This is a genomic window from Streptomyces sp. NPDC051041, from assembly GCF_044456065.1.
Lineage (GTDB): Bacteria > Actinomycetota > Actinomycetes > Streptomycetales > Streptomycetaceae > Streptomyces > Streptomyces glaucus.
In genome coordinates, this window is the sequence record NZ_JBITFM010000005.1 from 187,427 (window position 1) to 210,420 (window position 22,994).

Annotated in this window: 20 protein-coding genes and 1 tRNA gene; 12 read left to right on the plus strand and 9 right to left on the minus strand. The window is 73.8% G+C overall.

Going from position 1 to position 22,994, the window contains the following annotated elements:
- The first annotated feature begins 194 nt into the window (after positions 1-194).
- The 3 genes from ACIBAI_RS11550 (at position 195) to ACIBAI_RS11560 (ending at position 4,253) form a co-directional block, all read left to right on the plus strand.
- Positions 195-956 (plus strand): DeoR/GlpR family DNA-binding transcription regulator, encoded by a 762-nt coding sequence (locus ACIBAI_RS11550; RefSeq protein ID WP_399033169.1) that lies wholly within the window; start codon positions 195-197, stop codon positions 954-956.
- Positions 953-1,900 carry a 1-phosphofructokinase gene (gene pfkB / locus ACIBAI_RS11555; protein ID WP_399033171.1) on the plus strand — a complete coding sequence of 316 codons (948 nt, stop codon included), beginning with the start codon at positions 953-955 and terminating at the stop codon, positions 1,898-1,900. Before ACIBAI_RS11550 ends, pfkB begins: the two co-directional genes overlap by 4 nt.
- A gap of 220 nt (positions 1,901-2,120) precedes the next feature.
- A complete protein-coding gene (locus tag ACIBAI_RS11560; RefSeq protein ID WP_399033173.1) occupies positions 2,121-4,253 on the plus strand; it encodes a fructose-specific PTS transporter subunit EIIC in 2,133 nt (710 codons plus the stop codon).
- Positions 4,254-4,320: 67 nt separating this feature from the next.
- Here the strand turns inward: ACIBAI_RS11560 and ACIBAI_RS11565 are convergent, their stop codons facing one another.
- Together ACIBAI_RS11565 and ACIBAI_RS11570 are read right to left on the minus strand one after the other, a co-directional pair.
- Positions 4,321-5,067 carry a DUF6227 family protein gene (locus ACIBAI_RS11565; RefSeq protein WP_399033175.1) on the minus strand — a complete coding sequence of 249 codons (747 nt, stop codon included), beginning with the start codon at positions 5,065-5,067 and terminating at the stop codon, positions 4,321-4,323.
- A gap of 714 nt (positions 5,068-5,781) precedes the next feature.
- A complete protein-coding gene (locus ACIBAI_RS11570) occupies positions 5,782-6,825 on the minus strand; it encodes a P1 family peptidase (protein ID WP_399033177.1) in 1,044 nt (347 codons plus the stop codon).
- A gap of 307 nt (positions 6,826-7,132) precedes the next feature.
- Here ACIBAI_RS11570 and ACIBAI_RS11575 point away from each other — a divergent pair, with 307 nt between their 5' ends.
- Positions 7,133-7,309, plus strand: a complete 177-nt coding sequence (locus ACIBAI_RS11575; protein ID WP_399033178.1) for a hypothetical protein — start codon at positions 7,133-7,135, stop codon at positions 7,307-7,309.
- Positions 7,310-7,472: 163 nt separating this feature from the next.
- On the opposite strand, the gene mscL is transcribed toward ACIBAI_RS11575, so the two are convergent.
- From mscL to ACIBAI_RS11605, 6 genes are all read right to left on the minus strand, one after another.
- Positions 7,473-7,949, minus strand: coding sequence for a large conductance mechanosensitive channel protein MscL (mscL, locus tag ACIBAI_RS11580; protein ID WP_399033180.1), 477 nt, complete (start codon positions 7,947-7,949; stop codon positions 7,473-7,475).
- Between the two features lie 105 nt (positions 7,950-8,054).
- The gene (locus ACIBAI_RS11585; protein WP_399033181.1) at positions 8,055-8,531 is read right to left on the minus strand and encodes a hypothetical protein; all 477 of its coding nucleotides are present in this window, start codon (positions 8,529-8,531) and stop codon (positions 8,055-8,057) included.
- Positions 8,532-8,861: 330 nt separating this feature from the next.
- Entirely contained in the window at positions 8,862-9,704 is an 843-nt protein-coding gene (locus ACIBAI_RS11590) for an S-methyl-5'-thioadenosine phosphorylase (RefSeq protein WP_399033183.1), read from the minus strand.
- A 94-nt stretch (positions 9,705-9,798) separates the two neighbouring features.
- Positions 9,799-10,101: an FmdB family zinc ribbon protein gene (locus ACIBAI_RS11595; RefSeq protein ID WP_399033185.1), complete on the minus strand. Its 303-nt coding sequence runs from the start codon at positions 10,099-10,101 to the stop codon at positions 9,799-9,801.
- Between the two features lie 67 nt (positions 10,102-10,168).
- Complete coding sequence (locus tag ACIBAI_RS11600) at positions 10,169-11,395, minus strand: MFS transporter (RefSeq protein WP_399033458.1); 1,227 nt, start codon at positions 11,393-11,395, stop codon at positions 10,169-10,171.
- A 522-nt stretch (positions 11,396-11,917) separates the two neighbouring features.
- Complete coding sequence (locus ACIBAI_RS11605; protein WP_399033459.1) at positions 11,918-13,429, minus strand: potassium/proton antiporter; 1,512 nt, start codon at positions 13,427-13,429, stop codon at positions 11,918-11,920.
- 268 nt (positions 13,430-13,697) lie between these two features.
- On the opposite strand from ACIBAI_RS11605, the gene ACIBAI_RS11610 reads away from it, so the two are divergent.
- Positions 13,698-16,532, plus strand: a complete 2,835-nt coding sequence (locus ACIBAI_RS11610; protein ID WP_399033186.1) for a penicillin acylase family protein — start codon at positions 13,698-13,700, stop codon at positions 16,530-16,532.
- 70 nt (positions 16,533-16,602) lie between these two features.
- Here ACIBAI_RS11610 and ACIBAI_RS11615 read toward each other — a convergent pair whose 3' ends face one another.
- Positions 16,603-17,229 carry a 5-formyltetrahydrofolate cyclo-ligase gene (locus ACIBAI_RS11615; protein WP_399033188.1) on the minus strand — a complete coding sequence of 209 codons (627 nt, stop codon included), beginning with the start codon at positions 17,227-17,229 and terminating at the stop codon, positions 16,603-16,605.
- A 93-nt stretch (positions 17,230-17,322) separates the two neighbouring features.
- On the opposite strand from ACIBAI_RS11615, the gene galU reads away from it, so the two are divergent.
- From galU to ACIBAI_RS11650, 7 genes are all read left to right on the plus strand, one after another.
- Positions 17,323-18,234, plus strand: a complete 912-nt coding sequence (gene galU, locus ACIBAI_RS11620; RefSeq protein WP_344603167.1) for a UTP--glucose-1-phosphate uridylyltransferase GalU — start codon at positions 17,323-17,325, stop codon at positions 18,232-18,234.
- Positions 18,231-19,568, plus strand: a complete 1,338-nt coding sequence (gene glp, locus ACIBAI_RS11625; RefSeq protein ID WP_399033190.1) for a gephyrin-like molybdotransferase Glp — start codon at positions 18,231-18,233, stop codon at positions 19,566-19,568. The genes galU and glp overlap by 4 nt, the downstream gene beginning before the upstream one ends.
- A 113-nt stretch (positions 19,569-19,681) precedes the next feature.
- Complete coding sequence (gene moaC / locus ACIBAI_RS11630) at positions 19,682-20,161, plus strand: cyclic pyranopterin monophosphate synthase MoaC (protein WP_399033192.1); 480 nt, start codon at positions 19,682-19,684, stop codon at positions 20,159-20,161.
- Positions 20,158-20,688: a molybdenum cofactor biosynthesis protein B gene (locus ACIBAI_RS11635; protein ID WP_399033194.1), complete on the plus strand. Its 531-nt coding sequence runs from the start codon at positions 20,158-20,160 to the stop codon at positions 20,686-20,688. Before moaC ends, ACIBAI_RS11635 begins: the two co-directional genes overlap by 4 nt.
- Before the next feature lie 23 nt (positions 20,689-20,711).
- The gene (locus ACIBAI_RS11640; RefSeq protein ID WP_399033461.1) at positions 20,712-21,344 is read left to right on the plus strand and encodes a GNAT family N-acetyltransferase; all 633 of its coding nucleotides are present in this window, start codon (positions 20,712-20,714) and stop codon (positions 21,342-21,344) included.
- 172 nt (positions 21,345-21,516) lie between these two features.
- A complete protein-coding gene (gene glpR, locus ACIBAI_RS11645; protein ID WP_399033196.1) occupies positions 21,517-22,758 on the plus strand; it encodes a gephyrin-like molybdotransferase receptor GlpR in 1,242 nt (413 codons plus the stop codon).
- Positions 22,759-22,842: 84 nt separating this feature from the next.
- Positions 22,843-22,916 (plus strand) — tRNA-Ala (locus ACIBAI_RS11650).
- The last annotated feature ends 78 nt before the right edge of the window (positions 22,917-22,994 follow it).

Genomic DNA, 22,994 nt, shown 5'->3' on the forward strand with positions numbered 1-22,994 from the left:
CGGCCGTGACCGCCTCTCCCGCCTCCCTCGGCCCCCGCTTCCCCGCCCTCCTCTCCCTTGCGATTCCTGACGACGGGGTCCGATCGTGCCCGGTTGAGGTTTGTTTAAGCCCGAAACCGTTTACTTTCCGGAAAACCCGGCGTAGCGTTCCCGGTGAAACCACAGACTCGGGCATTGATCGGAGGCGAACAGGCATGTACGCGCCGGAACGGCAGCAGGAGATCCTCCGTCTCGCCCGGGACAGCGGGCGAGTGGACGTGGTGTCGCTGGCCGAGGAGTTCCAGGTGACGGCGGAGACCATCCGCCGCGACCTGAAGGCCCTCGACCGCGCCGGCCTGATCCGCCGGGTGCACGGCGGCGCCATCCCGGCCGGCCGCCTCGACTTCGAGCCGGACCTCGCCGAACGCGAGTCGACGGCGGCCGACGAGAAGGACCGCATCGCCAAGGCCGCACTCGCCGAACTGCCGGCCGAGGGCACGGTGATCCTCGACGCCGGCACGACGGTGGCGCGCCTGGCCGCCGCGCTCCCGCTGGAGGCCTCCCTCACCGTCGTCACGCACAGCCTGCCCATCGCGGCCCGCCTCGCGGACCACCCCGGCATCCAGCTCCACCTGGTCGGCGGGCGCGTACGGCACCGCACGCGCGCCGCCGTGGACGCCTGGGCGCTGCGCGCGTACGGCGAGATCCGCGCCGACGTGCTGTTCGTGGCGGCCAACGGCTTCTCCGCCCGGCACGGGCTGACCACCCCCGACCTCGCCGAGGCGGCGGTCAAGCGCGCGGCGGTGGCCGCGGCCCGCCGCGTCGTGCTGCTGGCCGACTCCACCAAGCACGGCCAGGAGCACTTCGCCCGCTTCGGCGCCCTGAGCGACGTGGACCTGCTGATCACCGACAGCGGGCTGGACCCCGAAGACGCCGTCGCGATCGAGCGCGGCGGCACGGAAGTAGTGCGCGCATGATCCTCACCGTCACCCCCAACCCGTCCCTGGACCGTACGTACGAGGTCCCCTCGCTGGACCGCGGCGAGGTCGTCCGGGCCACCGGCGAACGCATGGACCCCGGTGGCAAGGGGGTCAACGTCTCGCGCGCGGTCGCGGCGGCCGGGCGGCGCACGGTCGCCGTCCTGCCGCTGGGCGGGGCGCCGGGCGCGGTCGTCGCCGATCTGCTGCACGCGCAGGGCATCGAGGTCGCGCCGGTCCCGGTCGCCGGAGCCACCCGCTCGAACATCGCGCTCGCGGAGGCGGACGGGATCCTGACGAAGATCAACGCGCCGGGTCCGGAACTGTCGCCGGCGGAGCAGGACCTGCTGCTGGAGACGGTGCGGCGGCAGTCGCGGGACGCCGACTGGATCGCCTGCTGCGGCAGCCTGCCGCGCGGTCTCGCGCCCTCCTGGTACGCCGAGCTGGTCGCGCGGGCGCACGCCGCCGGCGTGCGCATCGCGCTGGACACCTCCGGGCCCGCCCTGCGCCAGGCGCTGCGCGAGCGGCCCGACGTGGTGAAGCCCAACGCCGAGGAGCTCGCGGAGGCCGTCGGGCGGCCCCTGGCCACCGTGGGCGACGCGCTGAAGGCGGCCGAGGAACTGCGGGAGTCGGGCGCGCGGGCCGTCCTGGCGAGCCTGGGCGCCGACGGGCAGCTGCTCGTGGACGACGCGGGCGCCTGGTTCGGCAGCGCGCGCGTGGACGTCGTCCGCAGCAACGTCGGCGCCGGCGACTCCTCCCTCGCCGGTTTCCTCATCGCCGGCGGCAGCGGGCCGGAGGCGCTGGCCTCGGCGGTCGCGCACGGCGCGGCGGCCGTCCGGCTGCCCGGCAGCGTGATGCCGACGCCGGACGACCTGGACCCGGCCGCGGTGACGGTGACCGGTGAGGTTCCGGTGGGCCGTGCGCTGAAGGAGCCGGTGACATGACGCCTCCCCTGCGGGCCCCGGTCCCGCTCTGCGCCGCGTTCGCCCTGTTTCTGCCCCTCCTTTCCTTTCTTCCGATTCTTGTGGAATCGGCCCGTCAGGGGCGAGGCTCGGTCTTACTCTCCCCCTCCGCCCCGACCCCCCACCGCGTCCCCGTCCCCACCCTCGTCCCCACCCCCGCCCACCCCACTCCCCGGGCGGTACGCGTGCGAAGGAGCCCGCGATGAGCGACATGATCACCGCGGATCTGGTCGATCTCGACCTGTCCGCCGACACCAAGGAAGCGGCGGCGCGCGCCCTCGCCGAGCGCATGGTGGCCCTGGGCCGGGTGACCGACCTGGAGGGCTTCCTCGCCGACGTGGCCGCCCGTGAGGCGCAGATGCCGACCGGCCTCGACGGCGGCATCGGCATCCCGCACTGCCGCAGCGCGCACGTCACCGAGCCGACGCTGGCCTTCGGCCGCAGCGCGCAGGGCATCGACTTCGGCGCGGCGGACGGCCCCGCCGACCTGATCTTCCTGATCGCCGCGCCCGCCGGTGCCGACGACGCCCATCTGACGATCCTGTCGTCGCTGGCCCGGCAGCTGATGAACGCCGAGTTCACCGACGCGCTGCGGGCGGTGGGCGACGCGGCGGCAGCGGTGGCGCTGATCCGCGGGGACGAGCCCCCGGCGACCGGCTCCGAGGACTCCGCAGCGGCGGGTGCCGGAGCGACCGCGGCGGCCGCCGGCGGGGAGACCGCGGCAGCAGGTTCCGGAGCCACCGCGGCGGCCGGTTCCCAGGACACCGTGGCGTCGGCGGGAGCGGCCTCTTCCGCCGCCGCCACGGGCACCGCGCAGGCCGCGGACGGAGGCGAGCGCCCGTTCCGGGTCGTCGCCGTCACCTCCTGCCCCACCGGCATCGCCCACACCTACATGGCGGCCGAGTCCCTGGAGAACGCGGGCCGTGAGGCGGGTGTCGACGTCGTCGTCGAGACGCAGGGCTCGGCCGGCTTCACCCGGCTCGACCCGGCCGTCGTCGCGGCGGCGGACGCCGTGATCTTCGCCCACGACGTGCCCGTGCGGGAGAAGGACCGCTTCGCCGGGAAGCCGACCGTCGACACCGGCGTCAAGGCGGCCATCAACCGGCCCGCCGAACTGATCGCCGAGGCGCGGCAGAAGGCCGCACGCGGCGAGGTGACGTCCGGATCGGCGCCCACGCCCGTCGAGCGCGCCGGCGACTCCGGCGAGGGCTACGGCACCAAGCTGCGCAAGTGGCTGATGTCCGGCGTCAGTTACATGGTCCCGTTCGTCGCGGCGGGCGGTCTGCTGATCGCCCTCGGCTTCGCGATCGGCGGCTACGAGGTCAACAAGGCGCCGTCGGTCATGGACCAGTTCGCCTGGGCGCAGGCCGACAGCTGGGGCGCGCTGTTCTTCCAGATCGGCGGAGCCGCCTTCGGCTTCCTCGTCCCGGTCCTGGCCGGCTACATCGCGTACGGCATGGCGGACCGGCCGGGTCTGGTGCCCGGCTTCGTCGGCGGCGCGATCTCGCTGACCATCGGCGCGGGCTTCCTGGGCGGCCTGGCGGCCGGTCTGATCGCCGGTGGCGTGGTGCTGGCGATCCAGAAGGTGAACATCCCGGCGGCGCTGCGCGGCATCATGCCGGTGGTGGTGATCCCGCTGATCTCCTCGGCGGTCGTCGGCTTCCTGATGTTCGTCGTCATCGGCAAGCCCATCGCCTCCGCGCAGAAGGGCATGACCGACTGGCTGAACGGCCTGACCGGCACCAACGCCGTCCTGCTCGGCGCCCTGCTCGGCCTGATGATGTGCTTCGACCTCGGCGGCCCGGTCAACAAGGTCGCGTACACCTTCGCCACGGCCGGTATCGCGGTCGCCTCCCCGAGCGACTCCGCGATGAAGATCATGGCCGCCGCGATGGCGGCCGGCATGGTCCCGCCGCTGGCGATGGCCCTGGCGACGACCGTGCGCGGCAAGCTCTTCACCCGGACCGAGCGGGAGAACGGCAAGGCCGCCTGGGTGCTGGGCGCCTCGTTCATCTCCGAGGGCGCGATCCCGTTCGCCGCCGCGGACCCGCTGCGGGTCATCCCGGCCTCGATGGCGGGCGGCGCGGTCACCGGCGCCCTGTCGATGGCCTTCGGCGCCACCCTGCGCGCCCCGCACGGCGGCATCTTCGTGGTCCCGCTGATCGGCAACCCGCTGCTGTACCTGGTCGCCATCGCGGCGGGCGTCTGCGTCACCACCGCCCTGGTGGTCGCCCTCAAGGGCCTGCGCAAGCAGGCTCCGGGCGGCGCGCCCCGGGGGACCGGTGAGGGCACGGCGGCCGAGGCGGCGGGGACGAAGCAGCCGGTGGCGGCGTAGGGACGGCCACCGCACCGCACCGCGCCGGGCCGGGTCCGCACGGGACCCGGCCCGGCGTCGCGCTGTCTCAGGGGACCTGTGCCGCCCGCCGCTCCATCGCCTCGCGGGCCGCGTCCTCGGTGGCGTACACCTCGCACATGTGCCGCCCGTCGGGCGTGACCGTGTGCTCGACCTCCCAGAGGGAGATCTCCCTGCCGTCGCGCAGCAGGAACGCGTGCTCGTAGAGCGAGAAGCTCAGTCCGGCGCGGCCCGCGCGGGTGGGCCGGCCGAAGACCTGCGTGATCTGGTGCGCGAACGCCGTGGTCAGTAACGCGGCCGTGTCCGCGCCCGGCCGGTCGGCGTTCTCCGCGCGGCGCAGCAGCCGGCGCGCGTGGTCCGCCGAGTCGTCGGGGACGTAGGCGTGCCGCCGGGCGGGTATCGGCGACAGCTCCACCAGCACCGGCAGTTCGAAGTCCGGCGTGTCCGGCGGCAGCGGCAGCCGCGTGGTGGCGGCGCGCAGCTCCTCCTCGTCGAGGTACACCTCGGCCTGCGGTTCGCTGCCCGGGGCGGTGTTGTGGACGAGTTCCCAGAGCGTGAGCGCGGAGCCGTCGGCGAGCAGCCAGGTGTGCCGGTACGTCTCGCGGTGCAGGCCCGCGCTGTGGTGCGCGGAGTGCAGCGAACTGTCGTGCGCCAGCGCGCAGTCCAGTCGCCGTATCGTCTCGTCGGGCAACTCGAACGAGTTCAGGGCGCGACCGAGGAGTCGCGCGAGGTGCTCCTCCGGAGACTCGGGCGACTCGGGTGGTTCGTACGCTGCCGTCTCGTACGGAACGCTCAAGGCTTCTCCCGGCGTTGCTGCATGTCACCTTGTGGGTGCATACCGTAGCCCCTCGGTCGGACATCATGTCCGGGAACCGAGAAAACGTACGCCCGGAAAACGCGTCGGCCGCGCGAAAAGTTCCCGTGCTGCCCGACGCACCGTCAAATTCTGCTGCACAGACGGCACTTTCGCGGATCCGGCCGTTCGGCGGCGTGTTCCGGCCGTTGTCCGGTGCGGCCGTCCGGTCAGGGGCTCCGCGGCCACGAAGCCCCCGGTGAGCGGGCTGTGGCGGAACCCTTCGGAGGGCGTGCCGCCCCGTACGTCCCGCGCGTCCCACACCCCGGGGGGTTCCGCGCGTCCCGCGCGTCTTCCCGTCCTGGGCGCCCCGCACATTTCGCGCACCCCGCGCACCTCGCATGTCTCGTACACCCCGCACGTCTCCTGCACCTCGCATGGCGCGTGCGCCCCGAGCACCCCGCACCCCCGAGCACTCCATGCGTCCTGCGGGCCGGCGCGACACCGGACGGCGCCCCGGCCGCCGAAGGGCGCATCGCCCCGCCGTACCGGTGGCCGCCCGGCCGCCGTGGACGAGGACCCCGTACCTCTCCGGACGCGGCGGGTACGGCACGTCCGGAATGCCGTACCCGCTGTCGGAGCCGGCCGCCGAACCGTCCGCCCGCGTCCCCACGGGCCTCCCGGGGACCACCGTCCGCCCGTGCTGCGCGGGCCTCGTCACCGGCCGCCGTACAGCTCCCCGTACGACGGCCACTCCCCGCCCGGCCCGGCCACCGGCTCGGCCGCGCGCACCGCCCGTACGATCGCCCGCGTCACCGCGTCCGCGCCCGCCGCGAGAACCTCGTTCAGCGCGAGGGGGTCGACGGTGTCGAGCCGCCGCCTCCCGGTCGCCAGCGCGAACACCGTGTCCCCGTCGTTGAGCAGATGCACCGGCCGTACGGCACGCGCGATGCCGTCGTGCGCCGTGCCGGCCAGCTTCTGCGCCTGCGCCCTGGACAGGTTCGCGTCCGTGGCGACCACGGCCAGCGTGGTGTTGAGCGGGGGAGGCGGGCTCTTCGCCGCGGCCTCGGCGAGCCGCCGGCGCGCGGCCTCGTGCACCCGCGCCTGGGGACGCTCCACGCGCCGTCCCTGGAACAGCTCCTCGTACAGCTCCCCGTACAGCACCCCCGTTCCCGGATCCATCGCCGATCCCGCCGCGTTGGCCACCACCAGCGCGGCCACCGTGATCCCCGAGCCCAGGACGGTGCTCGCGGTGCCGACCCCGCCCTTCAGCGCCCCGACCGCGGCCCCCGTACCGGCGCCCACGCAGCCCTCCCGCACGGGCGTGCCCGGCGCGCTCGCAGCGGCCTCCTCCACCGCGGCCCGCCCGGTGGCGGCGTCCGGCCTCGCCCGGAAGTCGCCGCCCCGGCCCAGATCGAAGACGCAGGCGGCGGGCACCACCGGCACGACGTGCGCGGGGTCGGACCCCACGCGCACCCCGCGTCCCCGCTCCTCCAGCCAGGCCATCACCCCGGACGCCGCGTCGAGCCCGTACGCGCTGCCGCCGGTCAGCACGATCGCCTCGACCTTCTGCACCACGTTGCGCGGGTCGAGCGCGTCGGTCTCCTTGGTGCCGGGACCGCCGCCGCGCACGTCCACGGCGGCGACCGCTCCGCCCTCCGGGGCGAGTACCACCGTGGTGCCGGTGAGCCATCCGTCGCCGGTGCGGGTGGCGTGCCCGACCCGCACACCGGTCACGTCCGTCAATGCGTCGAGTGTCATGGCGCCAGTGTGGTGCAGCGGTGGCGGGCGGTCGGGGCGGCGGCAGCCGGGTTGGCCAGATGGCGGCCGAGGTGGCGGGGGCGACCGGGTGGCGGTCGGGGCAGGGCCGCGAGCGGACAGCGGCGGCCGGGGCAGAGCGGTGATCGAGCGGCCGGGCGGCGGCCGGGAGGACGGAGAAGCGACCGGGGTGGCCGAACGGCGGCTGCCGGAGCGGCCGGGCGGTGATCGCGTGGTCCGGCGGCGGCCGGCAGGCACGCCCCGCCGGCCGTCCGCTCAGCCGCCGGGGCGCGGGCCGTACCCTGGACGCATGAGTACCGCCCCGGACCCCGAGCCCCGCGCGCCGAAGCCCGCGCTGGTCTTCGACGACCCGCTGGACCAGCAGTCCTCGGACGACACCGACCGCGGGTGGGGCGAGCGGACCCAGGGCGACGCCGCGGCCGACCTGAAGCGCTTCCTCGACGAGAAGCCGCCCCACCACCTGTGAGCGGTCCGGGCGCCCCGCGTCACCGCCGCGCGGACCGCCTGCCGTCGGCGGACCGCCCGCCGTCACCGGGCGGACCGCCCGCCCCGCCGCCGCGCGGACCGCGCACGTCCCACTGAGCGGTTCGCCCCGCATCCCGCCCCGCCGCCGTGCGGTCCGCCTCGCGTCACTGCCGGTCGTGGCCGGAGCCGCGCTGTGCGACCAGCGCGTCGCGGATCTCCTTCAGCACCTCCAGTTCGGTCACCTCGACCGCTTCGCGCGTGCCCTCCTTAGCCTTCCTGCGGGCCTCCTGCCGGGCCAGGTACTTCGACATGGGCAGGACCATCAGGAAGTAGACGACGGCCGCGGTGATCACGAAGCTGAGGGTGGCCCCGAGGACCGAGCCCCACAGGATCGGCACACCGCTCGTCACCGTGCCGTCGGGGGCCACCCTGCACGGATCCTTCAGGCAGGAGCTGTAGCCGTCGAGGTTCTTGGTGCCGATCGCGCCGACCAGCGGGTTGATGACCCCCTTCACCACCGAGTTGACGATGTTGGTGAAGGCCGCGCCGATGACCACCGCCACTGCCAGATCGACGACGTTCCCGCGCATCAGGAAGGCCTTGAAACCCTGCCAGACGCCCGGTCCCCTCTTCTCGCTCACCGGAAGACCCCTTTGTACAAGTCGCGGAACAAACCGCTCCGCAACCTACGTGAGCGCTGGGCCGCCCGGCCCACCCCCCTCCCTCGAACGAGGGACTTGACAACATCAGCACACCGTCACCGCCAACTGTGCAGTGGCGCCCGCGCCGACCAGCCGGGGCGCGGTGGCGCGCGGCACCGCGAGCACGACCAGAGCCCCGCTCCCGGCGGTTTCGCCCAGCGGCTCGGGCACCCTGGTCACCCGCACCCCGCGCGCCACCACCCGGGCGTCGCCGCCCGCGTCCCCGGCCACGACCACGTCGACCCGGTCACCGGGCCTGAGCAGCCGTACCGTGGCCGCGTCGGCGATCCGCACCGGCGCCGACACCAGCTCCGGGCCGCGCCGCTGCCCCGCCGGCCCGGTCACCGGATGGCCGCGCGCCCGCTCGGCGTCCCGCGCCCCCGCCCCCTGCTGCGGACCGGCCGCCACCAGGGCCGCCGCCGTCACGGCGAGACCCGCGGCCACGGCTCGCCGCCGGTGCCGCACCAGCCGGTGCAGCTGATACCGACCGCCGCGCACCCGCACGGGAGCGAAGTGCGGCACCTCGCAGGGGGGCGGGGCGTCGCTGCCGAGGGGGCGGGACGCGGGGGAGGAGGAAAGGGAGGACGGAGAGGAAGAAGAGGAAGGAACCGGCGGAAGGGAAGGGGACGACGGAAGGGAAGGGGACGACGGCAGGGAAGGGGACGACGGCAGGGAGAAGGGCGACGGGAAGGACACGATGATCACCACCTGCGACGGGGAGCCGGTTTGCGGTCCCCACGATGGGGCTTTCCGCCGCCGCTCGCCGGGGCCTGTGGATCCGCAGCCGGGGTGTGGACAACTCCCTCACCCGAACGGGAGGCTCCGCCGGGAGGTCCCGTGCCGTCCCGTGACCTACGGCAGCGTGAGCCCCGGATCCATCCCGCCCAGCGCCGTCGCGCACAGGCAGTTCCGCTCCGCGGTGGCCGGCAGCGCGGCCACCGCGTCGAACAGCACGCCCCGCAGCCGGTCCACGTTCGCGGCGAACACCCGCAGCACCTCGTCGTGGGAGACGCCCTCGCCGGTCTCGGCGCCGGCGTCGAGGTCGGTGACGAGGGTCAGCGAGGTGTAGCAGAGTTCCAGCTCACGGGCGAGCGCGGCCTCGGGGTGGCCGGTCATGCCCACCACCGACCAGCCCTGCGCCCGGTGCCACAGCGATTCGGCGCGGGTCGAGAAGCGGGGTCCCTCGACCACGACCAGGGTGCCGCCGTCCACCGGCTCCCAGTCCCGCCCGCGCGCCGCCTTCAGCGCGACCGCCCGCCCGGCGGGGCAGTAGGGGTCGGCCAGCGACACGTGCACCACCTTCGGCACCGAGCCGTCGGGCAGCGGCAGCCCGTCGAAGTACGTCGACGCGCGGGACTTCGTACGGTCGACCAGCTGGTCCGGGACCAGCAGGGTGCCGGGCCCGTACTCGGGGCGCAGGCCGCCCACCGCGCACGGGCCGAGCACCTGGCGCACGCCGACCGACCGCAGCGCCCACAGGTTGGCCCGGTAGTTGATCCGGTGCGGCGGCAGATGGTGGCCGCGTCCGTGCCGGGGGAGGAAGGCGACCCGCCGGCCGGCGACCTCGCCGAGGAAGAGGGAGTCGCTGGGCGGCCCGTAGGGGGTGTCCACCCGGACCTCGGTCACACGGTCCAGGAACGAGTAGAAACCGGAGCCGCCGATCACGCCGATCTCGGCGTTCGCCTTGTTCGCCATGTCCGCACCCTAGCCGCCGCCGGGGACGCGCAGGACCCTGCCGCCGTCCGGCGACAGGGTCCTGCGGGAAGGGGTCCTTCGAGGAGGGGACGCCTCAGGCGGCGTTGCTGCTGGCCGAGCCGGCGGCCGAGGACGAGCTCGACGAGTCCGAGGAGGAGGACGCCGACGAGGACGACGAGGAAGAGGAGGAGGACGACGCCGGCGAGCTGCTCGACGACGAGCCGCGGCTGTCGTTGCGGTAGAAACCGCTGCCCTTGAAGACGATGCCGACCGCGGAGAACACCTTCTTCAGGCGGCCCTTGCAGGCGGGGCACTCGGTCAGGGCGTCGTCGGTGAACTTCTGCACCGCCTCGAGGCCCTCGCCGCACTCGGTGCACTGGTACTGGTAGGTCGGCACTGTCTTCCTCCTGGCACTCTCACTCAATGAGTGCTAACGATGGTCCATAGTGACGCATTCCCCGGGATCAGTCCACTGCGAGCGGCGCGCGGTGACCGACGCCACGCGCGACGGTGCGGCCGCGGGGCGGTGTCACCAGCCGCGACCGCAGCGCCAGCAGGGTCACCAGGGCCAGCGCCGTGCCGCCCGCCGGCACCAGGAACCCGGCGCCGCCCCACAGACGGTCCTCCAGCTGCCCGGCGACGGTGACGGCGGCCGCCTGGCCGAGCGCCACGGCACCGGTCAGCCAGGTGAAGGCCTCGGTGCGGGCGCCGGCCGGGACCAGGCCCTCGACGAGGGTGTAGCCGGTGATCAGCGCGGGCGCGATGCACATGCCGACCAGCAGGCCGAGACCGCCCAGCAGGAGCGCCGAGTGCGCGGCCCACAGGCCGGACGCGGCGAGCGCGAGGGCGGCGTACCCCACGACCAGGCGCCGGTGCGGGAGCACCCGCCAGGCGACGGCGCCGCAGACGAGGCCGGAGAGCATGTTGCCCGCGGCGAAGACGCCGTACAGGACGCCGTTCAGCCCGGGCTCCCCGATCGCCTCGGTGAACGCGGCCAGCGAGACCTGCATGCCGCCGAAGACGGAACCGATGCCCAGGAAGGCCACGACCAGGACGCGCACCCCGGGGACGCGCAGCGCGGAGGCGCGCGCCGCGCGCGCGGGCCCGCCGGCGCCGCCGGCCGGGGGCTGGGTGCTCTTCCGCGCGGCGAACAGCAGACCGCCCAGCAGGGTCAGGGCGGCCTCGGTGACCAGGCCCGCGGCCGGGTCGACGGCCGTGCACAGGGCGGTGGCCAGCAGCGGGCCGACGACGAAGGTCAGCTCGTCCGTGACGGACTCGAAGGCCGCCGCGGTGGTCATCAGCGGCGAGTCCTTCAGCTTCACGCCCCAGCGGGCGCGCACCATGGGCCCGATCTGCGGCACCGAGGCGCCCGTGGGCACCGCCGCCGCGAACAGCGCCCACAGGGGCGCGTGGGCCAGCGCCAGGGCGGTCAGGGCCAGACCCGAGACCGCGTGCACCAGGACGCCGGGGAGCAGCACGGCGCGCTGCCCGTAGCGGTCGGCGAGGCGGCCGCCGTAGGGGGCGAACAGCGCCATGGAGACGCCGGTGACGGCCGCGGCGGCGCCCGCCGCGCCGTACGAGCCGGTGGTGTGCTGCACCAGCAGCACGATGGAGATCGTGAGCATCGCGAACGGCTGGCGCGCCGCGAAGCCGGGGAGCAGGAAGGTCCAGGCGCCGGGGGTGCGCAGCAGCCGGCCGTACCCCGGGCGGGAGGGCGGCGCCGGATCCCCCGGGTTCTCCGGCTCCCCGGACCTCCCCGGACCTCCGGACCGCTCCGCCTCCCCGGGTCCCTCCCGCTTTCCGGACCGCTCCGAGGGCCCTGCGGTCTCCGTGACCTCTGCGGGCTCTGCGGGCTCTGCGGGCTCTGCGGTGACCTCCGCGGTCCCTGTGGCCTCCGCGGGCTCCGCGGGCCCTGAGTTCTTCGAGCTCATCGAGTCCATCGACGTGGTGACCGTGGATCCCACGGCCGTGCCTTTCCGCCGCCTGGTAGCGCGGGCCCTTCGAAAGAGGGCGCGGGCGCCGAGAGCTGTCCTCTTGCGCGGACTGCGGTAGATACCGGGGCCCGCCCCCGGTCACAGCGGTGACGGGAGCCTTCCGGCCGCCATACGGTCGCGCCAGCTCTGCGTCAGGCAGAGTTGGTTCGATCAGGTGACGCCTTTATCGTACAGGGATCACGGCTGCTGTCCCTGTGAAAACGAGCACCACACGCGCGTTCACCTGTGATTGTCCTCCGTGTCGTTCGTCCCGAGCCAGCCGGCCAGCTTGCCGCCGCGGCCCACCGCGAGCAGCCGCCGCTCCGCGGCGTCCCGGACCGGGTCGGTGGCGACCACGAGCAGCTCGTCCCCGCGCTGCAGCACCGTCGTCGGCAGCGGGACGAAGGACTCGCCCGCGCGGACGACGAGGGTGACGGCGGCGCCGGGCGGCAGCCGCAGCTCGTTGATCTCGACGCCGTGCATCCGCGACCCCTCCGGGATCACCACGGACAGCAGATGCCCGCGCAGCCGCTCCAGGGGCGCCGACTCGATGCCGAGGTCCGCGGCGGCCTCGGCGCCCCTGCCCAGGTGCAGCTTGCGGGCCAGCCACGGCAGCGTCGGCCCCTGGACCAGCGTGTAGACGACGACCAGGACGAAGACGATGTTGAAGATCCGGCGGCTGGCCTCGACGCCCTCGACCATGGGGATGGTCGCCAGGATGATGGGCACGGCGCCGCGCAGCCCGGCCCAGGACATCAGCGTCTGCTCCTGCCACGGCACCCGGAACGGCAGCAGGCACAGCACCACGCTCAGCGGACGGGCCACCATGGTCAGCACCAGTCCGATGACGAGCGCGGGCACGATGTCGTCGCCCAGCTCGTGCGGGGTGACCAGCAGGCCGAGCAGGACGAACATGCCGATCTGGGCGATCCAGCCGAGCCCGTCGGCGAACCCGCGCGTGGCGGGCCAGTGCGGCAGCTTGGCGTTGCCCAGCACCATGGCGGCGAGGTACACGCCGAGGAAGCCGCTGCCGTGCGCGAGGGCGCCCGCCGCGTACGCCATGACCGCGATCGCCATGACCGCGATCGGGTAGAGGCCGGAGGCCGGCAGCGCCACGTGCCGCAGCCCCCAGGCGCCCAGCCAGCCCACCGCGAGCCCGATGGCCGCGCCGATGGCCAGCTCCAGCGCGATCTCGCCCAGCAGCACGTACCAGTGGTCCACCGGGCCGGCCGTGGAGAAGGCGACCACGAGGATGACCACCGGGGCGTCGTTGAAGCCGGACTCGGCCTCCAGGGTGCCCGTCACGCGCGCGGGCAGGGGGATCCTGCGCAGCACCGAGAAGACGGCCGCCGCGTCCGTCGAGGAGACCACCGCCCCGATGATCAGGGCCTGGCGCCACTCCAGCCCGGTCAGGTAGTGCGCGCCCGCGGCCGTCACGCCGACGCTCACCGCGACCCCGGCCAGCGCCAGCGTGGAGGCGGCCGGCAGGGCGGGCCTGATCTCCCCCCACTTCGTGCCGAGCCCGCCCTCGGCCAGGATCACGACCAGGGCCGCGTACCCGATGACCTGGGTCAGTCCGGCGTTGTCGAACTGGATGCCGCCGATGCCGTCCTGGCCCATGGCGATGCCGATGCCCAGGTAGACGAGCAGGCTGGGGAGCCCGCTGCGCGAGGAGATCCGGACCGCTGCGACGGCGACGAGCAGGACGAGCGAGCAGACGAGCAGGAGCTGGTTGAGGTGATGGACAGTCAGCGGGCGTTCCCTTCCCTGGCAGCGCGCACCGTGCGCGCGTGCTCACGGACATCGCACACGAAGCCACGGCGTCCCGCGGCCGACTACTTCGTTACCTTACCTAACTCTTGACGATTTCTTGACGTTCGTCCTGGCAGGATCGAACGCTCGCCCGCCCCGGTTGCGGACTCCGCGTCAAGGGGCGCGGGACCCTACGCCTATGGTTGCTCCAGCGCTCAGTTAAAAGCACAGCCCGTCTGCCGCTCGTGTTAGGACAGCAAGGACAGCGATGCCCCCCACCAACACCGCCTCTTCGGGTCAGCAGCCCGGCAAGTCCGGCAGGAAGAAGGGGCGCAAAGCCCGCTTGATCGTGCTCGTGCTGGTGCTGGCCATCATCGGTGGTCTCGCCTACGGGGCGTACTGGTCGATCAGCACCGTCCGCGCCTCCTTCCCGCAGACCAAGGGCTCGATCACGCTGCAGGGCCTGTCGGGCCCCGTCGACGTCAGGCGCGACGGCTACGGCATCCCGCAGATCTACGCCTCCTCCGACGAGGACCTGTTCATGGCGCAGGGCTACGTCCAGGCGCAGGACCGGTTCTACGAGATGGACGTCCGCCGGCACATGACCTCCGGACGCCTGTCGGAGATGTTCGGCGAGAGCCAGGTCGACAACGACGAGTTCCTGCGCACCCTGGGCTGGAACCGGATCGCGCAGCAGGAGTACGACACCAAGCTGTCGGCCTCGACGAAGAAGTACCTCCAGGCGTACGCCAAGGGCGTCAACGCCTACCTCGACGGCAAGGCCGGCCAGGACATCTCCCTGGAGTACGCCGCCCTGGGGTTCACCAACGACTACACGCCCGGGAAGTGGACCCCGGTCGACTCGCTCTCCTGGCTGAAGGCGATGGCCTGGGACCTGCGCGGCAACATGCAGGACGAGATCGACCGCGCCCTGATGACCAGCCGCCTGGACGCGAAGCAGATCGCCGACCTGTACCCGCAGTACCCGTACAGCCGGAACAAGGCGGTCGTGCAGCAGGGCGAGTACGACCAGCTCACCGGGACGTTCGGGAGCCAGAGCAGCGGCGGCACCGGCACCGGGACGGGCGTCGGCACCGGCACCGGCGTCGGCACCGGCGTCGGGGCCGGCACCGGCACGGCCGGCGCCTCTGCGGGCGCCGCGACGGGCACCGGCACGGCCGCGGGGACGGCCACCGGCACCTCCGCCCTCGAGAGCCAGCTCTCGGGCCTCCAGGACGTCCTGGACGACCTCCCCACGGCCGTCGGCGTGAACGGCAACGGCATCGGCTCCAACGCCTGGGTGGTGCAGGGGAAGCACACCATCACCGGCAAGCCGCTGCTGGCCAACGACCCGCACCTGTCGGCCTCGCTGCCGTCCGTCTGGTACCAGATGGGCCTGCACTGCCGCAGCGTCTCCGACAAGTGCCGGTACGACGTCACCGGTTACACCTTCGCGGGCATGCCCGGCGTGATCATCGGCCACAACCAGAACATCGCCTGGGGCATGACCAACTCCGGCGTCGACGTCACCGACCTGTACCTGGAGAAGATCACCGACGACGGCTACCTGTACGACGGCAAGGTGGTGCCCTTCAAGACGCGCGAGGAGACCATCGAGGTCGCCGGCGGCTCGCCCAAGAAGATCGTCGTCCGGGAGACCAACAACGGCCCGCTGCTGTCCGACCGCGCCGACGAACTCGTGAAGGTCGGCAAGAAGGCCACCGTGGACACCGCGGCCCCCGACCGCGGCGACGGCTACGGCGTCGCGCTGCGCTGGACCGCCCTGGAGCCCGGCACCACCATGGACGCCGTCTTCGCCATGAACCGGGCGGCGGACTGGGACGACTTCCGCGAGGCGGCCGCGCTGTTCGAGGTGCCCTCGCAGAACCTGGTCTACGCCGACACCAAGGACAACATCGGCTACACGCTGCCCGGACGGATCCCCACCCGCGCGGAGGGCGTCGACGGCTCGGTCCCGGTGCCGGGCTGGGACTCCGACTACCGCTGGAAGGGCTACATAGAGCAGGACGAGCTGCCGTACGAGTACAACCCCGCGCGCGGCTACATCGTCACCGCCAACCAGGCCGTGGTCGACCAGGACGCGTACCCCTACACGCTCACCACGGACTGGGGGTACGGCACCCGCAGCCAGCGGATCACCGACCTGATCCAGCAGAAGATCGACGACGGCGGCAAGATCTCCACCGACGACATGCGCCAGATGCAGATGGACAACAGCAGCGAGATCGCCAAGCTGCTCGTGCCCGCGCTGCTGAAGATCGACGTCAAGGACAAGGACGTCCGCGAGGCGCAGAAGCTGCTGGAGGGCTGGGACTACACCCAGGACGCCGACTCGGCGGCGGCCGCCTACTTCAACGCCGTCTGGCGCAACGTCCTCAAGCTCGCCTTCGGCAACAAGCTGCCCAAGGAGCTGCGGGTCAAGGGCCAGTGCCTGTGGGTCGAGCCGGTCAACACCACCGGGCCCGCGGACGAGGCCGGCAAGGTGCGCGAGTGCGGCCAGCGCGAGGCCGGCCAGGCGCAGCCCGACGGCGGCGACCGCTGGTTCGAGGTGGTCCGCAACCTGATGGACGACGAGAACAGCGCCTGGTGGACGACGCCCGAGGCGGGCACCCGCCCGGCCGCGGACAACCGCGACGAGCTGTTCCGGCGCGCCCTGATCGACGCCCGCTGGGAACTGACCGCCAAGCTCGGCAAGGACATCGACTCCTGGAGCTGGGGCCGGCTGCACCGCCTGTTCCTGAAGAACCAGACCCTGGGCACCGAGGGCCCCGGCTTCCTGCAGTACGCCCTCAACCGCGGCCCGTGGAAGCTCGGCGGCGGCGAGGCGACGGTCAACGCGACCGGCTGGAACGCCGCCGGCGGCTACGGCGTCGTCTGGGTGCCGTCGATGCGGATGGTGGTCAACCTCGGCGACCTCGACAAGTCCCGGTGGATCAACCTCACCGGCGCCTCCGGGCACGCCTACAGCAGCCACTACACCGACCAGACGGACAAGTGGGTCGAGGGCGAACTGCTGACGTGGTCGTACTCGAAGAAGGCGGTCGAGGACGACACGAGCGACACGCTGGTGCTCAAGCCGTGAGCCGCTGAGCCGCGAACCACCGGGAAGGGCCCTTTGCGTGCGCGCGGAGGGCCCTTCGCGCGTGCGGTGCTCAGCGGGAGGCGTCCCGGAAGCGCCGCACCCCCGACGGCGTCACCACCGCGTCCACCGGCCGGTCGTGCCCCTGAGCGGGCACCCGCTCGACGACCTCCGCGTCGTACAGCAGCACCACCAGCGCGGGCCGGGCGCCCGCGCGCTCCAGACGGGCCAGCACACGGTCGTACGACCCGCCGCCGCGCCCCAACCGCACACCGCGCGCGTCGACCGCCAGACCCGGCAGCAGCACGACGTCGGCGGCGGTCACCGCGTCCGCCCCGAGGCGCTCGCCGGCGGGCTCGAACAGGGCCGTCCGCCCGCCGTGCCGCACGCGCGCCAGGGAGTCCGCCCCGTCGTACACGCCCCAGTCCAGGTCGTTGTCGGGCAGCAGCACCGGCAGCAGGACGCGCGTCCCCCGCGCGCGCAGCGCGTCGAGCAGCGCGCGCGTGCCGGGCTCGGCACCCACGGAGACGTACGCCGCCACCGTGCGCGCCCCCGCGACCTCGGGCAGCTCCAGCGCCCGCCCGGCCAGCGCCGCCGCGGTCTCCCGCAGGTCATCCGCCGGCAACCTGCTCCTCACCGCGAGGAGTTCTCGCCGCAACGTCCGCTTGTCAGGCTCTGCCGAACCGCCGCTGTGATCCACTACCGCTCCCGTACCGTCTCCAAAGAGCTCATATGAGCGTCAACTGGCCGGAGCCCCAGAATCCCTGCAAAGGCACCGGATAAGGTGGCGGGCATGACTCAGTCGCACCCTCGGATCAGCAAGGCTGTCATCCCCGCGGCCGGCCTCGGCACCCGGTTCCTGCCGGCCACCAAAGCCACTCCCAAGGAGATGCTGCCGGTCGTGGACAAGCCGGCGATCCAGTACGTGGTCGAAGAGGCGGTCTCCGCCGGCCTCGACGACGTCCTCATGGTGACGGGCCGCAACAAGCGCCCCCTGGAGGACCACTTCGACCGCAACTACGAACTGGAGTCCGCCCTGGAGAAGAAGGGCGACACCGAGCGGCTGGCGAAGGTCCAGGAGTCCAGCGACCTCGCGATGATCCACTACGTCCGCCAGGGCGACCCCAGGGGCCTCGGCCACGCCGTGCTGTGCGCCGCCCCGCACGTCGGCGACGAGCCCTTCGCGGTCCTCCTCGGCGACGACCTGATCGACCCGCGCGACCCGCTCCTCAAGCGCATGATCGAGGTCCAGCAGCAGTACGGCGGCAGCGTCGTCGCCCTCATGGAGGTCGCCCCCGAGCAGATCCACCTCTACGGCTGCGCCGCCGTGGAGGAGACCGAGGACGGCGACGTCGTGAAGGTCGGCGGCCTGGTCGAGAAGCCCGACCCGGCCGACGCCCCCTCCAACTACGCCATCATCGGCCGGTACGTCCTCGACCCGCACGTCTTCGACGTGCTGCGCCGGACCGAGCCGGGCCGCGGCGGCGAGATCCAGCTCACCGACGCGCTCCAGCAGCTCGCGGCGGACGAGAAGGTGGGCGGTCCGGTGCACGGCGTCGTCTTCAAGGGCCGCCGCTATGACACCGGCGACCGCGGCGACTACCTGCGTGCCATCGTCCGACTCGCGTGCGAACGTGAGGACCTGGGCCCGGACTTCCGGACCTGGCTCCACCGTTTCGTAGCCGAGGAGATGCAGCGACCTTGAGCAGCCCCGCGCCCCGCACCACCGGCCAGGACCACCCGGACCAGGACCACCTGTGGTCGGTGGACGAGCACCTGGAGGACATCCTCGCCACCGTCCGCCCCCTGGAGCCCATCGAGCTGAACCTCCTCGACGCCCAGGGCTGCGTCCTGGTCGAGGACGTCACGGTGCCGGTGTCCCTGCCGCCGTTCGACAACAGCTCCATGGACGGGTACGCGGTGCGGGTCGCGGACGTCGCGGGCGCGAGCGAGGAGTTCCCGGCGGTCCTGGAGGTCGTCGGGGACGTGGCGGCGGGCCAGGACGAACCGCTCCCCGTGGGACCCGGCCAGGCCGCCCGCATCATGACCGGCGCCCCGCTGCCGCCCGGCGCCGAGACCGTCGTCCCCGTCGAGTGGACCGACGGCGGGCTCGGCGCGGGCCCGGTGCGCGGCATGCGCGCCCGCAGCCTCGCCCCCGAGGACGCCACGGGCCACGTCCACGTCCACCGGCCGGCCGGGCCGCGCGCGCACGTGCGCGCGGCGGGCAGCGACGTCAGGGCGGGCGACCGCGTCCTGACGGCCGGAACCGTCCTCGGCCCGCCGCAGATCGCGCTGCTCGCCGCGATCGGCCGCGGCACGGTCCGGGTGCACCCGCGCCCGCGCGTGGTCGTGCTCTCCACCGGCAGCGAACTCGTCCAGCCCGGCGAGGAGCTGGGCGGCGGACGGATCTACGACTCCAACAGCTTCGCCCTCACCGCCGCCGCCCGGGACGCCGGCGCCATCGCCTACCGCGTCGGCGCCGTCGCCGACGACGCCGAGACGCTCCGCTCCACCATCGAGGACCAGCTCGTCCGCGCCGACCTCGTGGTCACCACGGGCGGGGTGAGCGTCGGGGCGTACGACGTCGTCAAGGAGGCGCTGGCCCACGTCGGCGACGCGGACGAGCCGGGCGGCGGCGTGGAGTTCCGCCGGCTCGCCATGCAGCCCGGCAAGCCCCAGGGCTTCGGCTCCGTCGGCCCCGACCACACCCCGCTGCTGGCCCTGCCGGGCAACCCGGTCTCGTCGTACGTCTCCTTCGAGCTGTTCGCGCGCCCCGCGATCCGCACCCTCATGGGCCTGACGGACGTCCACCGGCCGCGGACCCGGGCCACCCTCGCCGCGGACGAGGCGCTGACCTCCCCGAAGGGCCGCCGCCAGTTCCTGCGCGGCGCGTACGCCGACGGCAGGGTCGCCCCGGTCGGCGGCGCCGGGTCGCACCTCGTCGCCGCCCTCGCGCACGCCGACGCGCTGATCGTCGTCCCCGAGGACACCGAGTCCGTCGCGCCCGGCACCGAGGTCGAGGTGGTCCTGCTCCGCTGAGCGCGCGGGCCGGTCCCGCCCGGCCGCGTGCCCCCGGTTGGCGGTACCGTGTCGCGCACAGCAGGCCCGCGCGCCGCACCGCGCCGGGCCCGGACCGGGAGCGCCACGAGAGCATGAGTACCGAGGACCGACTGACGCACCTCGACGACGCGGGCGCCGCCCGCATGGTCGACGTATCGGAGAAGGACGTGACCGCGCGCACCGCCCGCGCCAGCGGCCGCGTCCTGGTCTCGCCCCGCGTGGTCGAGCTGCTGCGCGGCGCGGGGGTGCCCAAGGGCGACGCCCTGGCCACCGCGCGGATCGCGGGCATCATGGGCGCCAAGCGCACCCCCGACCTGATCCCGCTGTGCCACCCGTTGTCGGTGTCCGGTGTGACACTGGACCTGTCGGTCGCGGACGACGCCGTGGAGATCCGGGCCACCGTGCGGACCACGGACCGCACGGGCGTCGAGATGGAGGCCCTCACCGCGGTCTCCGTCGCCGCGCTCACCGTGATCGACATGGTCAAGGCGGTCGACAAGGGAGCGGTCATCACGGACGTGCGGGTGGAGGAGAAGACGGGCGGCAAGTCGGGCGACTGGAGCCGGTCATGACGTACCGCGCGCTGGTCGTGACCGCCTCGAACAGGGCCGCCGCCGGGGTCTACGAGGACCGGGGCGGTCCGCTGGTCGCCGACGGCCTGAGGGGCCTCGGCTTCGCCGTCGACGGGCCGCGGGTGGTCCCCGACGGCGACCCCGTGGAGGCCGCGCTGCGCGCCGGTGTGGCGGCGGGCTACGACGTGATCGTCACCACGGGCGGCACCGGCCTGTCGCCCACCGACCGCACCCCCGAGGCGACCCGGAAGGTCATCGACCACGAGGTGCCGGGCATCGCGGAGGCCATCCGGGCGTTCGGCCGGGACAAGGTGCCGACCGCGGCGCTCTCCCGCGGTCTGGCCGGAGTGGCGCGCGGCACGCTGATCGTCAACCTGCCGGGCTCCACGGGCGGGGTGAGGGACGGGCTGGCCGTCCTGGAGCCCCTGCTGGCGCACGCCGTCGACCAGCTGCGCGGCGGCGACCATCCCGGACCTTCCCCCAGCGCCGCGACGGCCGGGGAGGCATCCCCGGGGGGTGCGAGCTGAACAGCGCGTCCTGGCCGGTCGAGCTGGTGGACGGCGATGTCCGCCTCCGGCCGATAAAGCTGCGCGACCAGCAGGCCTGGCGCGAGGTCAACCGGCGCAACCGGGACTGGCTGCGCCCCTGGGAGGCGACGATCCCGCCGCCGGGGCCCGGCGGCCCGACGGCGCACCGGCCGACCTACCGGCAGATGGTCCGCCACCTCAGGCGGGAGGCGAGCGCGGGCAGGATGCTGCCGTTCGTCATCGAGTACCAGGGGCGGCTGGTCGGGCAGCTGACGGTGGCCGGGATCACCTGGGGCTCGATGTGCTCGGGCCACGTCGGCTACTGGGTGGACGAGGCGGTGGCCGGCCGCGGGGTGATGCCGACGGCCGTGGCGCTCGTCGTCGACCACTGTTTCCGCACGGTGGGACTGCACCGCGTCGAGGTCTGCATTCGCCCGGAGAACGGCCCCAGCCGCCGCGTGGTGGAGAAACTCGGATTCCGCGAGGAAGGGCTCCGGCCGCGTTATCTCCACATCGACGGGGCGTGGCGGGACCACCTGGTCTTCGCGCTCACCGCGGAGGAGGTGCCCGAAGGGCTGCTCGGGCGCTGGCACCGGGCACGCTCCCGGAACGAGCCGCGCAGCAACCCGGGAATCCCGCACGGCCCCGGAAATTGAATAAATGTTCGAAATTGATGGACCGGTGACCGGCTCCGTGCGAGGAATTCCCGGCTCCGACGGTCCGCCGATCGGGCCAGTCGCAAAAAATTTTCGAAATATCAGCCAGATCGTGCGACACACCGGCGCAATTGGCGGAGGGCTCCACACAATCCCCTCTACCGTGTGAGGCGTGAGCAGCAGCGGCCTCATCTACGCAGTCATCGTCGGGGCCTGGGCCGCCTACTTGGTGCCGATGTGGCTCCGTAGGCAGGACGAGCTGAACGAGGCCCGTCCGACGGAGCGCTTCAGCACCGCCATCCGGTTGCTGTCCGGACGGGCGGCGATGGAGCGCCGATACGCCAGGGACCTGCGGGCACGCTCCGCCGAAGAGGGGGAGCCGCCCGCCGGCGACCCGGACGCCGTCACCGAGTCGGTGGACGTCCGGGCCTTCGCCGTGTCCAAGACCCGCCGGCAGACGCGGGTGCCCGTGCCGTCGCCCGCCGAGCGGCCGGAACCGGCCCCCGGTGAGCCGGACCGGCCGTCCCGCGGCCCGGCGGCCCGGCAGGCGCCCGAGCCCGGCGCCGCCCCCGCCCGCAGGCGGGTGCCCGCCGCCCGGCGCGCCCCCGCCGACCAGGCGACGCAGACGGCCGCGGCACGTGCCCGGCGCTCGAAGGTCCTGGCGCGCCGCCGGCGCACCACCATCGTGCTCTTCCTCGCCTTCACGCTCGGCGCGATCGTCGCGGCGGTCGGCGGATTCGCGTTCCTGTGGGCGCCCGGGGTGCCCGCCGTGCTGCTCAGCGCGTACATCGCGTATCTGCGCTCCCAGGAACGCCGCCGGTTCGCCTACCAGATGGACCGCCGCCGGGCCGAGGCCGCGGCGCAGCGGCTTCGGGAACGCGAGCGGCAGCCGCGCCGGCGCCCGTCCCCGTCCCCGGACGCGGACGCCGACGCCGAGGAGCCGGACGAAGAACCCGCACCCGAGCCGGACCCCGGCCTGTCGGCGCTGGCCGCGGACCGGCGGGCGCTGGTCGAGCAGACCGACCACGCCGAGTGGGTCGACCAGCAGCGCGAACGGCAGCGCCGGCCGGGACAGGGCGAGAGCTGGGAACCGGTCCCGGTGCCGCTGCCGACGTACGTGACCGCGCCGGTCGCCCCGCGGGCCACGGCCGACGTGGACCTGGGGGCGCCGGACGCCTGGAGCTCGGCGCGCTCCGGCCCCGTTCCCCCGGGCCCCGAGGAGACGGCCGGCGGCGCCGACGGCGCCGGGGACGCCGTGCCGGACACCGGTTCCGGCGCGGCGGACGGGGCGGACGGCGACGGGCGCGGTGACGCCCGCCGGGCCGCCTCCGCCCGGCGGGCGCGGGAGCGGGGCCGCACCCCGCTGTTCGACCAGTACGAGGACGGCGACCGGCCGCGGGCCGCCAACGAGTAGGCCCCGGGGCACCCCTCGGCAGGCCGCCCGGGGAGCGGATTTCCAAGCACGCCGATCGGGGTGCTAAAGTTTCACTCGTTGCAAGGGCCTGTGGCGCAGTCCGGTAGCGCACCTCGTTCGCATCGAGGGGGCCAGGGGTTCAAATCCCCTCAGGTCCACCGCAACAACTGTCCGCGAGACAGTTGAAGAGATCCCGTCCGGTCGGTTGACCGGGCGGGATCTCTTTTTTGTGCCCG

What these genes read in the sequence shown, in the direction of transcription:
- ACIBAI_RS11575 (WP_399033178.1), top strand. Translation starts at nt 7,133, where the DNA reads ATGAGTACCGCCCCGGACCCCGAGCCCCGCGCGCCGAAGCCCGCGCTG.
- ACIBAI_RS11635 (WP_399033194.1), top strand. Translation starts at nt 20,158, where the DNA reads ATGACGTACCGCGCGCTGGTCGTGACCGCCTCGAACAGGGCCGCCGCC.
- galU (WP_344603167.1), top strand. Translation starts at nt 17,323, where the DNA reads ATGACTCAGTCGCACCCTCGGATCAGCAAGGCTGTCATCCCCGCGGCC.
- pfkB (WP_399033171.1), top strand. Translation starts at nt 953, where the DNA reads ATGATCCTCACCGTCACCCCCAACCCGTCCCTGGACCGTACGTACGAG.
- ACIBAI_RS11590 (WP_399033183.1), bottom strand. Translation starts at nt 9,704, where the DNA reads ATGGCGAACAAGGCGAACGCCGAGATCGGCGTGATCGGCGGCTCCGGT.
- ACIBAI_RS11610 (WP_399033186.1), top strand. Translation starts at nt 13,698, where the DNA reads ATGCCCCCCACCAACACCGCCTCTTCGGGTCAGCAGCCCGGCAAGTCC.
- ACIBAI_RS11550 (WP_399033169.1), top strand. Translation starts at nt 195, where the DNA reads ATGTACGCGCCGGAACGGCAGCAGGAGATCCTCCGTCTCGCCCGGGAC.
- ACIBAI_RS11560 (WP_399033173.1), top strand. Translation starts at nt 2,121, where the DNA reads ATGAGCGACATGATCACCGCGGATCTGGTCGATCTCGACCTGTCCGCC.
- ACIBAI_RS11570 (WP_399033177.1), bottom strand. Translation starts at nt 6,825, where the DNA reads ATGACACTCGACGCATTGACGGACGTGACCGGTGTGCGGGTCGGGCAC.
- moaC (WP_399033192.1), top strand. Translation starts at nt 19,682, where the DNA reads ATGAGTACCGAGGACCGACTGACGCACCTCGACGACGCGGGCGCCGCC.